Below are 18,179 nucleotides of genomic sequence, written 5' to 3' on the forward strand. Positions count from 1 at the left end.
CAGGTGGCTCGTTACACACAAGCGAGAACGCCTGATTAGCACATATGTCCCTGATATGACGTGAATGGCGGGTTGAACTAAATGCGACGTAAGGCAGGCATAGCAGTCGCGGCCTGCGCGGCTCTGGCCCTGACCGGCACGGCCGGCGCGACCGCGTGGAAGGCCGCGGGCGACTCACAGCCCGTCGGCACCTGGCAGCAGGCGCCCTCGCCGGTGGAGCGCACACCCGTCGCAGCGGAACAGACCGCCGAAGCAGAAGCCGCGCCGATGGCCGGCGTGCCCGAGGCGCCCGACGCGGCGGCGGCACCCGGCGCCTCATCCGTCCCGCCGGTCCCGTCGGCCTCGGAGGCCACGGATGAGCAGCTGCTGGACCAGGAAGGCCGGCACGAGTCGGCGTCCGCCGTGAAGGGTGACGGGCGGCAGAAGGTCGGCGAGCTGCTCAACGTGCGCCGGCTGCTCGGCTACCTGGGCGGCAAGCCGGCGAAGGAGACGTTCCGCTACCCCGGCGCGTCCTATGTGAAGCTGCACTTCTCCCGCATGGAGATGCTGCCCGGCGACTACGTGACCGTCTCCAACGCCGACGGGACCGAGTCCTACCGCTACGACGCCCCCGAGCTCGGCGACCACGACAGCGACCGCTGGGCCATGTCGGTCACCGGCGACACCGCGGTGCTGGAGATGCACCGGGGCCCGGCCGACCCGCTGCGGCTGGGCGAGCTGCTGGGCACGCTCGGCGTCGACGTCGACCGGGTGGCCAAGGGCTTCAGCCGCTCCGAGCAGCGCGAGCAGCCCGAGGAGCAGCTGACGGTGCCCGGGCGTACGGGCAAAGAAGAATCTGTTTGTGGCAGCGACACCTCGGCCGACGCGGTCTGCTACCGCTCGTCCGACCCGGTCGCCTACACCAAGTCGAAGGCCATCGCCCGGCTCCTGATCAACGGGACCGAGCTGTGCACCGGCTGGCGGGTCGGCACGAACAACCGCATGCTCACCAACAACCACTGCTTCACCAGCACGGCCGAGGCCCACGACACCGAGGTCTGGTTCAACTACCAGTGCGCGCGGTGCGGCGGCTACGACGTCTACAAGCCGACCAAGGTGTGGGGCGCCTCGGTCCTGACGACCGACCGGGTCTACGACTACACGCTCTTCTCGGTCTCCAACTTCGCGGCCGTACGCAAATTCGGCTACCTGACCCTGGACACCGCCCGCCCCGCCCGGAACCAGGAGCTCTACGTCCCGCAGCACCCGGCCGGCGAGCCGACCCGCATCGCCGGGTCGCTCGGTGAGAAGGCCGGCAACTGCTCGGTGGTCGACCCCGGCTACAACGGGTACGCGACCCAGTCGGACGTCGCCTACTACTGCGACACCGAGGGCGGCTCGTCCGGTTCGCCGGTGCTGTCCCGCAAGACCGACAAGGTGGTGGCCCTGCACCACTTCGGCGGCTGCCCCAACTCCGGCGTCCGCGGCGACCTGCTGGCCGCGAAGTTGCGCGCGTACATCTAGTTTTGAGGGCGTGCGTAAACCGAAGAGCTGGTGGCCCGACGTCGCGTTCCTCGCGGCGTTCGTCGCGCTCACCGTCGCCCTGATCAACGGCCACCTGCTGACGCTCGACCAGCGGGTGGCCGACTGGGCGTTCGCGCATCAGCCCGATCCGGTCTACTGGACGGCCCGCGTGCTCAACTACTTCGGGCAGGGCGGCCAGGTGCTGATGCCGGTCGCGCTGATCCTGACCGGCGTGCTCACGTGGCGGACCCGGTCGGTGCGCGCGGTGCTGCCTTTCGTGGCGGCTTTCCTGCTGACGTACGTAACGATCGGGCCCCTGAAGATCTGGGCCGACCGGGCGGCCCCGCGTTTCGACGGGCCGGACAAGACGGTCATGCACAATCCGTTCGCGTCCGGGGCCGAGGCGATGAGCTACCCGTCGGGGCACCTGGGCAACTCGCTGGTCTGGTACGCGGTGCTGGCGATCCTGATCGCGGCGCTTCTACGGCGATCTTTGAGTCCACGCGAGACGATCTTGCTTCGGGTTGTGCCGGTCGTGATCGTCTTCTGCACGACGGTGTACACCGGCTTCCACTGGCTGACCGACTCGGTGGCCGGGCTGCTGCTCGGGCTGGTGTTGGCGCGGTTGATCTCGCGCGTGAGCTGGGACTCGGTACCTCTGCCGCGGCTCGGGGGTTGGGAGCGGCCGTTATACCCAGACTCCGCGCCGCATGACGCGCTTCACCGTTAAGTCCGGATTCAGGACGACGAGGTCGGCGCTCAGGCCGGCCTCCAGCGCGCCGGTCTGATCGGCGAGGCCGAGGACCCGGGCCGGGGTCGTGCTGGCCATGGCGACGGCGTTTTCGAGGCTGATGCCGGCCGCGACCGCGTTGCGCAGGGCCACGTCCATGGTCAGGGTGCTGCCGGCGATCGAGCCGTTGCGGGCCAGGCGAGCCACGCCCTCGGCCACCGTCACCTCCTGGCCGCCCAGGTCGTAGGTGCCGTCGGCCATGCCGGTCGCGTCCATCGCGTCGGTGATCAGCGCGGCCTTGTCGGGGCCGGCGGTCCGCGCCGCGAAGGCCAGCATGCCCGGGTGCAGGTGGATGTTGTCGGCGATCAGCTCGCAGACCGCCGGCGAGGAGAGCAGGCCGATCACCGGGCCGGGCTCGCGGTGGTGCGGCGGGCGCATGCCGTTGAACAGGTGGGTGCCCACGGCGGCGCCGGCCGCGACGCCGGCCAGGGTCTGCTCGTAAGTGGCGTCGGTGTGCCCGACCGCGGCGGCCACGCCGTTCTCACGAAGGAACGCGATCGCCTCCAGGGCGCCCGGAAGCTCGGGGGCGATCGTCACGAGACGTACGGCCGCGGTCTTGATCAGCTCTTGCAGCTCGCCGATCGACGGGTCACGCAGGAAGTCCGGGTTCTGGGCGCCGCAGCGGACCTCGGAGAGGTACGGGCCCTCGTAGTGCACGCCGGCGATGACGCCCGCCTCGATCAGCGGGAGATAGGCCGCGGTCGCGTCGCGCATCAGCTCGAACGGGGAGCTGACCAGGCTGGCCAGCATGGTCGTGGTGCCGTGGCCGAGGTGGAAGGCGGCCGCGGACCGGGCCGACTCGGCGTCGCCGGTGGTGAAGGTGTGCCCGCCGCCGCCGTGGCAGTGGATGTCGACGAAGCCGGGCACGATCACGTCGTCGCCGGCGTCGTTGCCGGCGGCGACCTCGAGGATCGTGGGGCCGTCGACCTCGACGTAACCCTCGACGACGGCGCCGGGACGGACGATGCGGCCGCCGATGCGGGTCACTGTGACTCCTGAAGGTGGTCCAGGGCGAGCAGGGCCGCGCCGAGGCAGCCGGCCTCGTCGCCGAGCTCCGCGCGCACGATCTCGGGGGTGCGGTGAAAGGTGACCCGGGCCGCGAACGCCTCGCGCAGCGGGCCGAGCAGCGCCTCGCCCGCCTCGGCCAGGCCGCCGCCGAGCACCAGCACGTCGACGTCGTAGAGGGCCTGGGCGATGACCAGGCCGTCGGCCAGCACGTCGATCGTCTCGAGCCAGACCGTGCGGGCCAGCTCGTCGGTCTCCAGGCGGCTGACCACGTCGAACGCGGTCGCGCCGGGCTCGCCGGACAGCTCCGCGTAGCGGCGGCCGACCGCCTTGGCCGAGGTGTGCGCCTCCAGGCAGCCCCGCTGGCCGCAGCCGCACGGGTTGCCGCCCGGGCGGACCACGATGTGGCCGAGCTCGCCGGCCGCGCCGTGCGCGCCCGGATAGCCGGTGCCGTCGACGACCAGGGCGGCCGCGATGCCGGTGCCGATCGCCACGAAGAGCACGTGACCGCGGCCCCGGCCGGCGCCCAGGCGTGCCTCGGCGATGCCGCCGACGCGTACGTCATGACCCAGCGCGGCCGGAAGGCCCAGCCGTTCCTCCAGCCGGGCCCGCACCGGAACGTCGCGGAAGCCGATGTTGGACGACCAGACGGCGATGCCGTTGGCCTCGTCGACCACGCCGGGCACGGCGATGCCGGTGGCGATGGGCGTCAGACCTTCGGCCTTCGCCGTCCGAGCCAGCCCGTCGGCGATGTCGACAATGTTGTCGAGGACGGCTTCGGGGCCGCGCTCGGCCAGGGTGGGATGGCGCTCGGAGTGGCGGACCACGCCGTCGGTGCCGACCAGGGCGCACTTCATGCCCGTGCCGCCCACGTCGAGGGCGACGACGACGTCTTTCATCCCAGGATGACCGAGCGGGTCAGGTTGCGAGGGCGATCGGGGTCGAGGCCCTGGCTGGTGGCGAGCAGCACGGCCACGCGCTGGGCGACGATCAGGTCGGCCATCGGGTCGAGCGGGGCCCGGCCGCCGCACCAGCTGCCCAGCGCGGCATATCCGCCGTGGTGGCGGCTGTGCACGAACGAGGCGCCGGTGGCCTCCACGTCGTCGGCCAGTCCGGCCGGGATCTCGCCGAACGCCCAGACGACGCGGCGGGGGGCGGCGATCGCGATCGGGCCGTGCCGGTAGTCCATGGCCGGGTACGCCTCGGCCCAATATCCGGCGGCCTCCCGGCACTTCAGGGCGGCCTCCTCGGCCAGGCCGACGGTCCAGCCCCGGCCCAGGAAGGTGATCTGCTCGGCCAGCGCCGGGTGCACGGGCAGCGGCAGGCGGATGGCGACCTCGGCGTCGGCCGCGACCGGGTCCATGTCCTCGCCGAGGTGCGAGCGCAGCAGCGCGAGGGCGCTGGTGGCGAAGCGGGTCTGCACGACCGACTGCTCGTCGGCGAAGTCGAGCACGATGGCTGTGTTTTCTTGGGCGGCGGGCTGCGTCCCGTCGGCCGTGATCACGGTGACGTTGCTTTCCCGCTTGATCAAGTCCAGCACTTCGGTCGTCGTGCCCGAGCGGGTGATGGCGACAATTCGGTCATACTGCCGGCCTCGCGGGAACTCGGAGGCCTGGAAGGCGTCGGTCTCGCCGTGGCCGGCCCGCTCGCGCAAGGAGGCGTACGCCTTGGCCATGAACCACGAGGTGCCGCAGCCGACGACTGCGACCCGCTCACCCTTCGCGGGCAGGCCCGGGGAGTCGGCCAGCTCGGCGGCCTTGCGCCAGCACTCGGGCTGGCTCGCGATCTCCACCTTGACGTAGCTCATGGGACACCCTTCACACCGTGCGTCGCTGCGCATATGCGCTCGGTTTTAGGCACTTTCGAGCGCCATTCTGCGTGGAAGGCCGCCGGGGACGCAAGCATTGGTGACCAGCCGCTTTGACCTACCGCGCAGCGCCGAGGTTTGCTTCCCGGGCTTTCGCTCACTAATGTGCACACTCTTATCATGGAACGCTCATCGGGGAGTCTCGGTGGACCGGTACGCGCGGTGGAATGCCCTGCTCGAGTTACTCGCCGAGAGCGGCCGGGTCAGCGTGGAGGACGCGGCTGAGCGCCTGGACGTCTCCCAGGCCACCATCCGGCGCGACTTCGACCAGCTCGCCCAGCAACAGATGATCACCCGCACCCGCGGCGGCGCCGTCGCCAACGGTGTCTCGTACGACCTGCCGCTGCGCTACAAGAGCGCCAAGCACTCCGCCGAGAAGCAGCGCATCGGCGAGGCCGCGGCCCGCCTGGTCACACCCGGCACGGTCGTCGGCCTCAACGGCGGAACCACGATGACCGAGGTGGCGCGGGCCCTGGCCGTACGCCCCGACCTGAACGCCGGCGGCGAAGGCGCCCAGCTCACGGTGGTGACCAACGCCCTGAACATCGCCAACGAGCTGCTGGTCCGCTCCCGCATGAAGATCGTCGTGGCCGGCGGCGTGGTCCGCCCCCAGTCGTTCGAACTGGTCGGCCCGCTGGGCGGCGCGCTGCTGAAGGAAGTGACGCTGGACATCGTGCTGCTCGGCGTCGACGCGCTGGACGTGGAACTGGGCGCGGCGGCCCACCACGAAGGCGAGGCGGCGATGAACAGCCTGATGGTGGCGCGGGCGAAAAAAGTCGTGGTGATCGCCGACTCGTCGAAGCTGGGCGGCCACGCCTTCGCCCGCATCTGCCCGATCAGCAAGGTCGAGACCCTGGTGACCGACTCCGGCGCCCCGGCCGACGTGGTGGCCGCGCTCAGAGACGCCGGAGTGCAGGTCATCTGCGCCTAAAGCTGCTTCTGGATGGCCTCGACGAGGGTCTCGTCCTCGGGCGTGACCCGCGGCGAGAACCGGCCGACGACCTCGCCGGTGCGCGAGATGAGGAACTTCTCGAAGTTCCACTGCACGTCGACGCTGCCGTCCTCGCGCTTGACGGCCTCGGTCAGCGCGGCGTAGAGCGGGTGCTGCCCCTCGCCCTTGACGACAATCTTGGAGAACATCGGGAACTGCACGTCGAAAGTGCTCCGGCAGAACTCGGCGATCTCCTCGTCGGTCCCCGGCTCCTGCCCCATGAAGTCGTTGGCCGGAAACCCGAGCACACTGAAGCCGCTGTCCCGGAACCGCTCGTGCAGCTTCTCCAGCCCGTCGTACTGAGGCGTCAGCCCACACTTGGAGGCCACATTGACCACAAGCAGAACCTGCCCGTCATACGCGGCCAGCGACGTGTCCTCCCCTTCGATGGTCCGCAGCGGAATGTCCTGAACAGCAGTCATACGGGCAGCCTCCGACATCGCATCTCATTGCATCCGCCAGCAAGTCTCCCTCACGTGGCTCGTCCGCCGTCAAAAGTTGATCAGCGTCGATATTGCGGGCGGGGTCTAGCCTCGCGGGAGCGACGTTCGACGGACCGCCGACACGGGGTGAAGGCAGGCGAGAGACGATGGACGGTGCCGGGTTTCACGTGGAGATCGAGGTCCTGGAAGCGGCCTCGGCGGGCATCAGGCAAAGCGTGGCAGACCAGCGCGACTCCGCTCTGGAGGATCTGGACCGGGCGGCCGGCGCCTACGGGCACGCGGGGTTGCACCGCGCGATGGAGAGTTTCTGCGATCGGTGGAACGAGGGCCTCGACATCCTCGTGGAGGACGCCGAGGCGATCGGGAAGATCCTGGACGAGGCCGCGAAGGCCTACCGGTCGGCGGACGCCGCTTCGGCCGGGCGCCTGACCACCGACCCGGGCCGGGGTGTCGTCGATGACTGAGCTCGGCCAGACCCGTGACCCACTGGCATTGGTGCCGGGTGACCCGGCGGCGGTGGAGGGCAACGTCCGGGCGCTGCGGGACAGGGCGGCGAACGCGGAGAAGGCCGGCGATGGCCTGGTCGACATCGACACCGGCGCCTGGACCGGCGAGGCGGGCGACGCGTTCCGGGAGAAGTTCAGTTACGAGCCCAACAAGTGGTATGAAGCCTCCAACTCGCTCGCGACGGCCGCCGACGGCCTGGCCGTCTACGCGGGCACGCTGCGGTGGGCGCAGGGTCAGGCGGCCGAGGCGATCCGGCTGTGGGACGAGGGTGAGGCCGCGTCGGCGCGGGCCCGGCAGGCCTATGACCAGCAGGTGGCACAGGCCGTTCCGGGGCAGGTCGTCGCTCCCTTCGTGGACAGCGGAGAGGCCGGCCGGCAGGCCGCGCGGGACACTCTGAAGAACGCGCGTGACCAGGTCGTCCAGGATGGTGACGCCGCGGCGCGCTTCCTGAACGCGGAAGCGGACGCCGCGCCGGAGGAGTCGAGCTGGCTCGATGCTGTCGGGGACTTCGCGCTGGATGTGGGCGCGGATGTCGTCAACGGGCTCGCCTCGTTCGGCAACGCGATGATCCAGCACCCGGGCGAGACCGCCGCCCTGGCCGGCGGGCTCCTGCTCACCGCGGTCAGCGCGGGCGGGGAGGGAGTGGGATTCGCACTCGACGCGACCGGCGTGGGTGCGGTCGCCGGCGTGCCGCTGAATGTGGTCTCCGCGGCCGGCATCACGACCGGGGTGGCGATCACCGGAGCCGCCACGACATCCCTCATGCAGCACGCCGCGGGTGAGGACGCGGTCTCGCCGATGAGCGGCAGCCAGCCGTCGCGGTCGGTACCGAGCAAGACCGACCGGATGAAGGAACACCTGACCGACCGGGATCTGGACGCGGCCCGGCGCGAGCTGAACGGTGAGGTCGTCGCCCGGAAGCCGTCCGGCCAGCCGTGGGATCACGTGGATGAGGTGCGCAATGCGCAGCGGGGTCTCACGCGCCGGATAGATCAGCTCAAGCGGCTGCTGGGTGACTCCCGGACGACGGAAGCGGAACGCGCCGCGTATCAGAGTGAGTTGTCCGAAGCCAGCCGTCTGCTCGATCATTCGGAGCAGTTCGTACCCCGCCTTTAGGAGGCAGACGTGCAGCAGTCGCTGGAAGAGATCGAGGGGAAGGCCTGGGGTGAGCCGCCGGCGGATGCCTCGCGGCTGATGACGACGGTCTACGCGCTGCGGCGGCAGCCGGTCGGGACGCTGGGGGTTGAAGGGCTTCGGGTGCTCATCGGGCAGAAGGAAGGGCTCGAGACCCTCGTTCCGCTGGCGCTCGATGAGCTGGAGCGGGATCCGCTGGCCGAAGGGGACTTCTACCCCGGGGACCTGCTGGCCGCGGTGGTGCGGGTGCCGCACAGCTACTGGCAGGGGCATGCCGAGCAGGCCGCGCGGCTTCGGGGCGTTGCCGAAGCCGTCGACCTGGCCGAGCTGGATGAGGCGACCCGGGGTGAGGTTGCGGCGTTCAGGAAGTGACGTCCTTGCGGGTGAAGCGCCAGAACGCCAGGGACCAGCAGACCGTGGCGTAGCAGATGGCGGCGATGGCGCCCTTGACCAGGTCGTCGACCTGGGCCGGGGTCGAGAGCAAGCCCATCCAGGCGTCGCTGTAGTGGGTGGGCAGGATGTTGCGGATGCCGCCCAGGGCGGTGATCTGGTCGAGGATGCTGGACAGGATCCAGAGCATCACCGCGCCGCCGACCGCGGCCAGCGGGGCGTCGGTCAGGACGGTCAGCAGGAAGGCGATGCCGGCGACGATCAGCATGGAGACGGCCAGGTAGCCGGCCACGCCCAGGATGCGCAGCAGGCCCTGTCCGGGTGGGATCTCGGCCGCCACCGAGCTGCCCAGCGGGTGCCAGCCGTAGCGGATCGTGCCGGCGATCAGGGCCGTCACGGTCAGGGTGAGCAGGGCGGCCAGGGAGTAGAGCAGAGCCACGATCAGCTTGACCGCCAGCAGGCGGGCCCGCGGGACCGGAATGGCCAGCAGATATCGGAGGCTGCCCCAGCCGGCCTCGCTGGCCACCGGGTCGCCGCAGAACAGGGCGACCACCACGACCAGCAGGAAGCCGGCCGACACGGCCAGGCAGAACAGGGCGAAGTTGAGGCCGCCGGAGGTGGCCAGGTCGACCAGGCTGCCGAAGGCGCTGCCCTCGGACTCGTCGTCGCCGTTGCCGCCGAAGGCGAACGCCACCAGGACGATCAGCGGGAGCAGGACCATGAAGCCGAGCGCGCCCTGCGTACGGCGCCGGGAGGCTTGCCGGCGGACCTCGGCCCAGATCGGCAGGGTGCGGGACGGCCGGTAGCCGGTCGCGCCGGCTGACGGGGGAGAAGAAAGCACGCTCATCGGTCTCCACTTCCTGCCGAGCTCTCGCCGACCAGGGCCAGGAAAGCGTCCTCGAGGCGCCGGCGTGGCACCACCCTGTCCACGTCCACCCCGGCCCGCACCAGCGAGGCGATCACCTCGGAGCGCGGGGTGCCGTTCACGTCCACGATCAGGCCGCTGGGGCCGTCCGGTGTCACCGAGCGCACGCCCAGGTCGCTGAGGACCCGGGACGCCGCGGGCACGTCCGACACCTCGATCTGCACCGACGGGGACTCGCCGACGATGTCCTCGACCGGGCCGGAGGCGACGATCCGGCCCTTGTTGACGACCACGGCGTGCGTGCAGGTCTGTTCCACCTCGGCCAGCAGGTGGCTGGAGACCAGCACCGCGCGGCCGTCGGTGGCGTAGCGCTTCAGGACCCGGCGCATCTCGGCGATCTGCGGCGGGTCGAGGCCATCCGTCGGCTCGTCCAGCACGAGCAGCTCGGGCAGGCCGAGCATGGCCTGGGCGATGGCGAGCCGCTGGCGCATGCCGTGGCTGTACTTGCGGGTGCGCCGGTGCACCGAGTCGCCGAGGCCGGCGATGGCCAGGGCCTCGTCGAAGTGGGCGTCCTCGACGGGACGGCCGGTGGCTTTCCAGTACGCCTGGAGGTTTTCCCAGCCGGTCATGTGCGGCATGAAGCCGGGGCCCTCGACGAGCGCGCCGACCCGGGACAGCACCGGCGAGCCGGGGACGAGGCGGTGGCCGAAGACCAGTGCCTCGCCGGCGGTCGGCATGGTCAGGCCCATGAGCACGCGCAGCGTGGTCGTCTTGCCGGCGCCGTTCGGGCCGAGCAGGCCGACCACCTGGCCGCGCTCGACCGTGAAGCTGATCTCCTCGACGGCCACGAACCCGTCCCCGTACGCCTTGCGCAGGCCCTTGACCACGAGCGGCGTGTCCGCGTACTCCAACTCGGTCGGGGTGTGCTGCCGCCGAAGCCGGCGGCGCCGCATCAGAAGGACCACCGCCAGGCCGAGGGCGATGGCCAGCAGGAGCCCGGCCAGCACGTAGCGCCACACGGTCTGCGGGTTGGCGATCGGCTCGCCCACGACCGTCGGCAGGGTCAACGCCGGCTCGACCGCGACGGTGTACGTGGCGGGCTCGGTGGGCGAGAGGAACGCCTGGTCGGTGGTGGCCACCACGACCCGTACGGAATGACCCTTGTCGATCTGACGGACGATCGCGGGAAGCGTGACCGTCACCGGTTCGGCCTCGGAGATCGACGACGGCAGGCCGGTGAGCCGGACCGGGGCGATCAGGCCGGCGCTCAGCGTCTCGGCGCCCTGCTGATCGACGTCGTAGAGCTTGACGAAGAGCGTGGCCTCACCAGTGGGCGAGGCCGCGCGTAGCCGCACGGCCGGCGCGCCCGCGACGTCGACCGCTTCGGGCAGCGGCCCGGAATCGAAGGCCGCGAACTGGCCGGGGATGTCGGCCGCGACACCGGCCAGCAGCGTGCTGAGCCGGCCGCCGGTGCCGGGCAGCGACGACAGCGCGCCCGGGTTGCCGTTCGGCGGGTTCGCGATCGGCTGCGCCGATCCTTGCAGGGAGATCTGGGTGCTGCCGGTTCCGCCGAGTCCGGGGTACGCGTCGGTGGAGTACCCGTTGGTCACCAGGCCCCGGTCGAGCGCGCTGAAGCCGGCCACCCGCGAATACGTGAAACTGTCGGACGGTTTGTCGCCCTCGCCCTTCACGTAGTGGTCGAGCCACTGCACGGTCAGGAATTTCACCCTGTCCTGGTCGGTCTGCGGGCCGGCGCCGCCGTCGTGGCCGCCGGTGAACCAGGCGACCCGCACGGGGGTGCCGGCGGCGGCGATGCCCTTGGCGTTCGCGTCGGCCTCGGAGAGCGGGAAGAGCGTGTCGACCTCGCCCTGCACGAGCAGCGTGGGCGCCTTGATCTTGCTCAGGACCGGTGCCGGGCTCGACTTGCGAAGAAGATCCAGGGTCTTTTGATCGGGTACGCCGGTAGTGGCGACCTGCAGGTACGCGGCGCAAATGTCGGCCGCGAAGCGCCCGCAGGCGGGATTCGCAAGTGCCTCGGAAGAGGCGTCGGAACCGCCGTTGCCGAAGAAGACGCCGGCCCAGCCCTTCTTGAAGACGCCGGTGGCCTCGGTGGACGCCGACTGCTGGAGGAAGACGTTGCTCAGGTCGTTCCAGGTGATCGACGGGACGATCGCGTCGACCCGGGGGTCCTGGGCGGCCAGCATCAGGGCCAGGGCGCCGCCGTACGAGCCGCCGACCACCCCGACGCGGGGGTCGCCCGTGGCGTCGGTGCGGATCTCCTTGCGCGCGGCGAGCCAGTCGAGCAGGCCCTGCGCGTCGCGGACCTCGTAGTCGGGGCTGTCCAGGTGGATCTGCCCGCCGCTGCGGCCGAAACCCTGCGCGGTCCAGGTCAGCACGGCGTAGCCGCGGCCGGCGAGCGACTCGGCGTCGTCGCTGACCGACTCTTTGGTGCCGCCGAAGCCGTGCGCGAGCAGCACCGCCGGGACCTTGTCGTCGTGGTCTTTCGGCAGGTAGAGCCGGGTGTCGAGAGAGACCGACCCGGAGCCGCCGGGCCCGGTCGGCACGGTGATCATCTGGTCCTCGGAGGTCCAGTCCCTGCTCTCCGGCCACGCGGCCCACCCGACCAGCCCCGCGACGAGCACGAGGACCACAGCGCCGGCGATGACGCGGCTGCGGGTGAGCCGGGGCAGCCGTGATGACCAAGACATGCCGAAACGCTATCCGGCCGCGTCTGAGCGGCGGCTGTGAAACCTCTCAGGAGCGATCGGACGATAGCGTGGTCCCGGTGGACGAAGAACTCACGCTGACGGCGACCCTCCGGCTGGCCGCTCTCGACAACCGCCGCGGTGTGGTCCGGCTGCATCCGGCGGTCATGACGGCCCTGACGATCAACCCCGGTGATCCCGTACGCCTGACCGGCAGCCGCACGACCGCGGCGCTGGCCGCCAAGGCCGAGGCGTCCGCGAGCCGCGAGTTCCTCTACGCCGACGACCTCACCCTGGGCAACCTGGGCATCCGCGACGGCGCCCGGGTCACCGTGGCCAAGCTGCCGGCGGTGGCCGCGCGCCGGGTCACGCTGGCCGGCCCGGCCGACGTGGTCGCGCTGGTCTCGCCCGAGATCCTGCGCCTGGCCCTGCTCGGCAAGGTGCTCAGCGAGGGCGACAACGTCTCGCTCTACCCGCAGGACGTGCCGCTGCGCGAGGGCCAGCGCCCGCCGGTGCAGGACATCGGCCGCAACCTGCGCAACCGGCTCGGCTACCAGTGGACGACAGCTCTGCTGACGGTCGTCGCGGTCGAGGGGGCCGAAGCCGCGGTCGTCACCATGGACACGGTGGTCGGCTGGCAGGACGGGCAGAGCTCATCGCCCGTGCCCGGTCCGGCCGTGCGGGCTCAGGAGCCCGCCTCGACCGATCCCGACGTGCCGCCGCCGAGCATCGACGACCTGCCCGGGCTGCGGGCCCAGGCCAAGGAGCTTCAGGAACTGCTCGACCTCGGCTTCCACCACGGCGAGGTGCTGGCCCGGCTCAACACCAAGGTCTCGCTGGGCGTGCTGATCTCGGGTCCCGCCGGATCAGGGAAATCCGCGTTGGTACGGGCCGTGGCGGCGCAGGTCGGCGCGCGGGTCCTGCCCACATGGGCGCCGGAGCTGGCCGCGCTGGCCGCCGACTCGGCCGCGGCCCGATTGCGCGAGCTGGCGCGCGATGCCCGCTCCGGCGGACCGGCCGTTCTGCTGTTCTCGGACGTGGACGCGCTCGCTCCGCGCGACGAGCCCAAGCCGATCGCCACTGTCTTCCGCCAGGTCCTCGAAGAGGTCGTCCGATCTGGCGCGGCCGTGGTCTGCACGACGAGCCGTCCCGAGTCGGTCGACCCGTCGCTGCGCGCGCCCGACCTGCTCGCTGTCCAGCTGGCCGTGCCCCTGCCCGACCAGGCGCTCCGCCGCGAGCAACTCGGGGTGCTCACCCGCGGCGTGCCGCTGGCCGAGGACGTACGCCTCGACGAGATCGCCGGCCGCACACCGGGCTTCGTCGCGGCCGACCTCGGAGCGCTGGCCCGCGAGGCCGGCGTGCGGGCGGCGCTGCGCCAGAAGGACGCCGAGTCGCCGACCGTGACGATGGCCGACTTCGAGGGCGCGCTCGACGTCGTGCGGCCCACCTCGATGGCCGACTCGACGCTCGAGGTCGCCGCCGTGACCCTCGACGACGTGGGCGACCTGGCCGACGTCAAGCAGGTGCTCACCGAGTCGGTGCTGTGGCCGCTGACCTATCCGGACACGTTCGCCCGGCTCGGCGTCTCGCCGCCGCGCGGCGTCCTGCTCTACGGGCCGCCCGGCTGCGGAAAGACGTATCTGGTCAAGGCGATCGCCGGCACCGGCAAGGCCAACGTGCTGTCGGTCAAGGGCGCCGAGCTGCTGAGCAAGTGGGTCGGCGACAGCGAGCGGGCGGTACGGGAGCTGTTCCGCCGGGCCCGTGAGGCGGCGCCCACGCTGGTCTTCCTGGACGAGGTCGACGCGCTGGCACCGACCCGCGGGCAGGCCACCGACGGCGGCACGGCCGACCGGGTGGTGGCGGCCCTGCTGACCGAGCTCGACGGGGTGGAAGACCTGCGCAACGTGGTGGTGATCGGGGCGACGAACCGGCCCGACCTGATCGACCCGGCCCTGCTGCGGCCGGGGCGGCTGGAACGGCTGGTCTACGTGCCGCCGCCGGACGCCGACGCGCGCGCCGCGATCCTGGAGGCGTCGGCCAAGGCGGTGCCGCTGGACGAAGCGGTCGATCTCAAAGTCCTGGCGGGCGAGCTGGAGGGCTTCTCGGCGGCCGACTGCGCGGCACTGATCCGCGAGGCGGCGCTGGCGGCCATGCGGGACTCGCTGGAGGCGACCACGGTCACGGCCGGCAACGTGGCGGCCGCTCGGCGACGGGTGCGGGCGTCACTTGACCCGACCCAGGTCGCCTGGCTCGAGGCGTACGCGGAAACGCACCGGCCTTAACGTCTTCTGGTGCGGGCCCTGGTGGATCTGAGACGACGGAGGCGGCCCACGAGCACGGGATCGTGTTCGAGGGCCGCCGGGTTGTCGAGCAGGGCGTTCAGCAGCTGGTAGTAGCGCGTCGAGGAGAGCTCGAACGTGTCCCGGATCGCCTGCTCCTTGGAGCCCGCGTGTTTCCACCAGCGGGCTTCGAAGGAGAGGATCTCGCGATCACGCTCGGACAATTCAGACCTGTCCGGCTCACGGGGCGCCGGGATGGCGGGCTGCTCGTCGGACATGGTCGTCAGCATAAGCTCTTACGTCACGTGATGTCTCGACTACGCATCGTCCACATTGCGGCAGTGGTGACAACAACGAAAACGCCCCCGAGCAGAGCGGCCGCCATCGGCCAGGTCAATGTCAGCTCGGCCGGCTGGCAGCCGTTGACCGAGGAGAAGTCACAGGAGTTGTAGTCCTGGATCGTGACCTCCTTGTTCATCCAGGCGGTGATCCAGGCCGGGATCAGATAGGCCTGCACGAACTTCACCTTGGCCAGCTCGAGCACCACACCCAGTCCGAACTGGAACACGATCACCGCGCCGATCGTCACACCCAGCGCCATCGCCGTGTGCCGCCCCAGCGAGGCCAGCCCGAACCCGACCGCCCCCGCGACCAGCACCAGGGCCAGCCCGCGCAGCTCCATGATCGCGAAGGACTGCCAGACGCCCGAGGTCATGCTGTCGGTGCTGCCGCGAGCCTCCGCGATCAGATAGAAGACGCCGGTCCAGATCGCCGACGCCACCACGGTGATGACAGTGAACGACAGCAGCAGGGTGAGCAGCTTTGTGCCCAGCACCTTGAGCCGCTGCGGCCGCCACAGCAGCAGGTTCATCATGCCGCCGCTGCTCCACTCGGCGCCCACGAAGGACGCGCCGATGATGAAGGCGGCCAGCGCCAGCAGCGCCGCCAGGGTGGTCGCCATGTCGGGGAAGCTCTCCCGCAGGATGAACGTCGGCGGCATGTACCACTCGTAGTTGTAGTTCTCCTGGCTCGGCGGGGTCAGCTGCTCGCAGTCGGGCGGCCAGTTGCCCGCCTGCGGAGTGCCCTTGGCCGCCTCGCAGGACGCCTTGTCCTTCTCGGTCTGCTGGGCGTCCCGCTCCAACTGCGCCTGCGCGTCCGCCTTGGCCGCGGCGATCTGCTCCGGGCCGACCTTCTGGTTGGAGAAGAAGATGCCGATGGCGACGGCGGCCAGCACAGCCACGGCGCCCAGCAGGAAAAGCTTGGTGAAGCGGCGCTTGAACAGCCGCCGGGTCTCCGCCTTGTAGAGGCTCACTGTCCCCACCCTCCGACGCTCGCGGTCTGATCCACCTGGCGGTTCTGCCCCTCGACCGGCGCGGTGCCGGTCAGCTCCAGGAAGACGCTCTCCAGGTCGGCCGAGACCGGGGTCAGCTCGCTGACGTAGATCTGCCGCTCGGCCAGGATCCGGGTGATCTGCGCCGGGTTGCCGGCGTTGCCGACGGTGAAGTGGTCGACCTCGACGGTGACCTGGGCGCCGTTGGCCCGCAGCATCTCGACCGCGGCCCGCATGTCGACGCCGGGCTCGAGCCGCACCTTCGTCTTCCCGCTGCCGTGACCGGCCAGAACACTGGAGACGGAGCCGTACGCGACCCGGCGCCCGGCCGAGATGATGGTGACCTCGTCGCAGATCAGCTGGATCTCGCCGAGAATGTGGCTGGACAGCACGACGGTCATGCCCGACTCGGCCAGGTTGCGCATCAGCGAGCGCATCTCCCGGATGCCGCCCGGGTCGAGGCCGTTGGCGGGCTCGTCGAGAATCAGCAGCTTCGGCTGCTTGAGCAGAGCGGAAGCGACCGCGAGGCGCTGCTTCATGCCGAGCGAATACGTCTTCACCCGGTCTTTGCCGCGATCACGAAGCCCGACGAGCTCCAGCACCTCGGTCACCCGCTGCCGTTTCACGTTGCCGGCGTCGGCCAGCAGCGACAGCGTGTCCTGGGCGCTGAAATTGCCGAAGAACTGCGGGCTCTCGACGATCGCCCCGACCAGCCCGGCCGTCTCCGGCAGATGCCGCGGAACCTCCTTGCCGAGAATCGCCATGCGGCCGCCATTGGGCTTGATCAGCCCCAGGAGCGTCCGCAACGTGGTGGTTTTTCCCGACCCGTTGGGCCCGAGAAAGCCATGCACCTGACCCGCCTCGACGACCATGTCGAACCCGTCGAGCGCCTTTCGCGTCCCTTTGCGGCTGCGATAGGTCTTCTGCAGCCCGGCAATCTCCAAAACGGCAGTCACCCGCGAGACTTTAGGCACCCCCGTCAATATCCCGAAGCCCTTCCGCCATTCCAGTGACCGTCCGCAGCCGCAAATCCACTCCGAGTGGTGATTGCCCTCCGAGGTCGTTCGGGCCGGTACGTTGGTGGGGTACGGCGGGTGGGGAACGTGCACTGCTGAGGGAGGCATGATGAGCGCCGAGGCTGTGGGTGCTGGGATGCCGGCGCAGGTGACGTTGGATGACCTTGCGGTGATGGCTGCGGCCGATGAGAACCATCGCTACGAACTCAGCCCTGAGGGAGTGTTGTCCGTCGTGCCCCCGCCGACCCCGAACGCGCACTGTTGGTCTCGCGGATGTTCGCCTGGTTCCTGATCAACGGCTATGGCCCGGAACAAGTAGTGACGGACTGTGGCATCGACGTCGGTGGCGGCCGAGTGCCGGACCTCACTGTGTGGGCCAAGGGCCAGCCGCCGCGCCCGGCTCGATCGAGCCATGCGGGCACGGCCGGGCTGCTGCTCGCCGTAGAGGTCGTGTCTAAAGGCTCTGAGGTCGTCGACCGGGTGGTCAAGAAGATCGAATACGCCAAGGCGGGGATCCCGAACTACTGGGTCGTCGAAAGGGACGGCGTAACGACCGTTCACCGTCATCACCTCGATGGCGTCACCCGTGAGTACCAGTTGGAGGCCGAGGGTGTTCAGCCGCTGGCCTGGCTGTTGAGCACGGCTCCTGACTTATAGGAGCGCCATGGCGGTGACGTCGAATCGGGGTGGCCGGGAGGATCTGGGGATGGATTCCGATCTCTGGCCGCCGTTCGGGCTTCGTCTTTCCGGGGAGCGGGTGGAGTTGCGGCTTCCCCGTGAGGAAGAGCTGGGGCGGCTGGCGCGGCTGGCCGGTGAAGGGGTTCACCGGGACGGGGAGCGGCCGTTTCTCACGCCGTGGACCGAGGGGAGCGCCGAGGACCGGGAGCGGGCCGTCCTGCGGGGGCACTGGGGCGCTCTGGCCTCGTGGCGGCCCGAGGACTGGGAGCTCGGGTTCGGGGTGTTCCGCGGTGGGGAGCCGATCGGGCTGGTCGGGCTCCGGGCTCGGGACTTCGCGGTGGTCCGTGAGGTCAAGACCTGGTCGTGGCTGGGGCTGGAGCATCAAGGGCAGGGGTACGGGACCGAGGCCCGGAGCGGCCTGTTGACGCTGGCTTTCGATCATCTCGGGGCCGAGGCCGCGCTGACCGAGGTGTTTCAGGACAACCACGCGTCGCAACGGGTGTCGCGCAAGCTCGGCTATGTGCGGGACGGGATCTCCGTGGACGCCCGGGACGGGGAGGCTCTGGTGTCCGACCGGCTGCGGCTCACCCGGGAGGGCTGGGCCGGGCAGGTCCGGCCCCCGTTCGACGTCGAAGGGGTGCCGGCCTGCCGGCCGATGGTGGGGCTGTGAGAGGGC

At 70.6% G+C, this 18,179-nt stretch carries 17 protein-coding genes and 1 pseudogene; 9 read left to right on the top strand and 9 right to left on the bottom strand.

The window, feature by feature from the left end:
- Positions 1 to 81: 81 nt before the first annotated feature.
- Entirely contained in the window at positions 82 to 1,503 is a 1,422-nt protein-coding gene (locus tag CRP55_RS01470; protein ID WP_097317618.1) for a trypsin-like serine peptidase, read from the top strand.
- A 10-nt stretch (positions 1,504 to 1,513) separates the two neighbouring features.
- Positions 1,514 to 2,233, top strand: a complete 720-nt coding sequence (locus CRP55_RS01475; RefSeq protein ID WP_097317619.1) for a phosphatase PAP2 family protein — start codon at positions 1,514 to 1,516, stop codon at positions 2,231 to 2,233.
- Here CRP55_RS01475 and nagA read toward each other — a convergent pair.
- The 3 genes from nagA to CRP55_RS01490 are packed head-to-tail and all read right to left on the bottom strand — an operon-like array spanning position 2,192 to position 5,105.
- Positions 2,192 to 3,280, bottom strand: coding sequence for an N-acetylglucosamine-6-phosphate deacetylase (nagA, locus tag CRP55_RS01480; protein WP_097317620.1), 1,089 nt, complete (start codon positions 3,278 to 3,280; stop codon positions 2,192 to 2,194). The two genes, CRP55_RS01475 and nagA, sit on opposite strands and share 42 nt — an antisense overlap.
- Positions 3,277 to 4,197, bottom strand: a complete 921-nt coding sequence (locus CRP55_RS01485; protein WP_097317621.1) for an ROK family protein — start codon at positions 4,195 to 4,197, stop codon at positions 3,277 to 3,279. Before CRP55_RS01485 ends, nagA begins: the two co-directional genes overlap by 4 nt.
- Positions 4,194 to 5,105 (bottom strand): SIS domain-containing protein, encoded by a 912-nt coding sequence (locus CRP55_RS01490; RefSeq protein WP_097317622.1) that lies wholly within the window; start codon positions 5,103 to 5,105, stop codon positions 4,194 to 4,196. The genes CRP55_RS01485 and CRP55_RS01490 overlap by 4 nt, the downstream gene beginning before the upstream one ends.
- A 205-nt stretch (positions 5,106 to 5,310) precedes the next feature.
- Between CRP55_RS01490 and CRP55_RS01495 the strand changes: the two genes are divergently transcribed.
- Positions 5,311 to 6,096, top strand: coding sequence for a DeoR/GlpR family DNA-binding transcription regulator (locus tag CRP55_RS01495; protein WP_097317623.1), 786 nt, complete (start codon positions 5,311 to 5,313; stop codon positions 6,094 to 6,096).
- Here the strand turns inward: CRP55_RS01495 and CRP55_RS01500 are convergent.
- Positions 6,093 to 6,578, bottom strand: coding sequence for a glutathione peroxidase (locus CRP55_RS01500; protein WP_097317624.1), 486 nt, complete (start codon positions 6,576 to 6,578; stop codon positions 6,093 to 6,095). The genes CRP55_RS01495 and CRP55_RS01500 overlap by 4 nt on opposite strands.
- A 188-nt stretch (positions 6,579 to 6,766) precedes the next feature.
- Between CRP55_RS01500 and CRP55_RS01505 the strand changes: the two genes are divergently transcribed.
- The 3 genes from CRP55_RS01505 to CRP55_RS01515 are packed head-to-tail and all read left to right on the top strand — an operon-like array spanning position 6,767 to position 8,612.
- The gene (locus tag CRP55_RS01505; protein WP_245922729.1) at positions 6,767 to 7,063 is read left to right on the top strand and encodes a hypothetical protein; all 297 of its coding nucleotides are present in this window, start codon (positions 6,767 to 6,769) and stop codon (positions 7,061 to 7,063) included.
- Positions 7,056 to 8,222: a putative T7SS-secreted protein gene (locus CRP55_RS01510; protein WP_097317626.1), complete on the top strand. Its 1,167-nt coding sequence runs from the start codon at positions 7,056 to 7,058 to the stop codon at positions 8,220 to 8,222. Before CRP55_RS01505 ends, CRP55_RS01510 begins: the two co-directional genes overlap by 8 nt.
- A 9-nt stretch (positions 8,223 to 8,231) precedes the next feature.
- Positions 8,232 to 8,612, top strand: coding sequence for a contact-dependent growth inhibition system immunity protein (locus CRP55_RS01515; protein ID WP_097317627.1), 381 nt, complete (start codon positions 8,232 to 8,234; stop codon positions 8,610 to 8,612).
- On the opposite strand, the gene CRP55_RS01520 is transcribed toward CRP55_RS01515, so the two are convergent.
- On the bottom strand, positions 8,602 to 9,477 hold the full coding sequence (locus CRP55_RS01520) for an ABC transporter permease (protein ID WP_097317628.1): 876 nt from the start codon (positions 9,475 to 9,477) through the stop codon (positions 8,602 to 8,604). The genes CRP55_RS01515 and CRP55_RS01520 overlap by 11 nt on opposite strands.
- Positions 9,474 to 12,203 (bottom strand): alpha/beta fold hydrolase, encoded by a 2,730-nt coding sequence (locus tag CRP55_RS01525; protein WP_097317629.1) that lies wholly within the window; start codon positions 12,201 to 12,203, stop codon positions 9,474 to 9,476. Before CRP55_RS01525 ends, CRP55_RS01520 begins: the two co-directional genes overlap by 4 nt.
- Before the next feature lie 77 nt (positions 12,204 to 12,280).
- Between CRP55_RS01525 and CRP55_RS01530 the strand changes: the two genes are divergently transcribed.
- Entirely contained in the window at positions 12,281 to 14,482 is a 2,202-nt protein-coding gene (locus CRP55_RS01530) for an AAA family ATPase (RefSeq protein ID WP_245922730.1), read from the top strand.
- Here CRP55_RS01530 and CRP55_RS01535 read toward each other — a convergent pair.
- The 3 genes and pseudogenes from CRP55_RS01535 to CRP55_RS01545 all read right to left on the bottom strand — a co-directional run.
- Positions 14,479 to 14,697: pseudogene (locus CRP55_RS01535) on the bottom strand (DUF3263 domain-containing protein); the annotation flags it as partial. The gene CRP55_RS01530 and the pseudogene CRP55_RS01535 sit on opposite strands and share 4 nt — an antisense overlap.
- Before the next feature lie 83 nt (positions 14,698 to 14,780).
- On the bottom strand, positions 14,781 to 15,791 hold the full coding sequence (locus CRP55_RS01540) for an ABC transporter permease subunit (protein ID WP_097317631.1): 1,011 nt from the start codon (positions 15,789 to 15,791) through the stop codon (positions 14,781 to 14,783).
- Positions 15,788 to 16,765: an ATP-binding cassette domain-containing protein gene (locus CRP55_RS01545; RefSeq protein ID WP_097317632.1), complete on the bottom strand. Its 978-nt coding sequence runs from the start codon at positions 16,763 to 16,765 to the stop codon at positions 15,788 to 15,790. The genes CRP55_RS01540 and CRP55_RS01545 overlap by 4 nt, the downstream gene beginning before the upstream one ends.
- Before the next feature lie 333 nt (positions 16,766 to 17,098).
- On the opposite strand from CRP55_RS01545, the gene CRP55_RS01550 reads away from it, so the two are divergent.
- Positions 17,099 to 17,482, top strand: a complete 384-nt coding sequence (locus CRP55_RS01550) for a Uma2 family endonuclease (protein WP_245922732.1) — start codon at positions 17,099 to 17,101, stop codon at positions 17,480 to 17,482.
- Positions 17,483 to 17,531: 49 nt separating this feature from the next.
- Positions 17,532 to 18,173, top strand: a complete 642-nt coding sequence (locus tag CRP55_RS01555) for a GNAT family N-acetyltransferase (protein ID WP_097317633.1) — start codon at positions 17,532 to 17,534, stop codon at positions 18,171 to 18,173.
- The last annotated feature ends 6 nt before the right edge of the window (positions 18,174 to 18,179 follow it).

Source organism: Paractinoplanes atraurantiacus, assembly GCF_900215205.1.
GTDB lineage: Bacteria > Actinomycetota > Actinomycetes > Mycobacteriales > Micromonosporaceae > Actinoplanes > Actinoplanes atraurantiacus.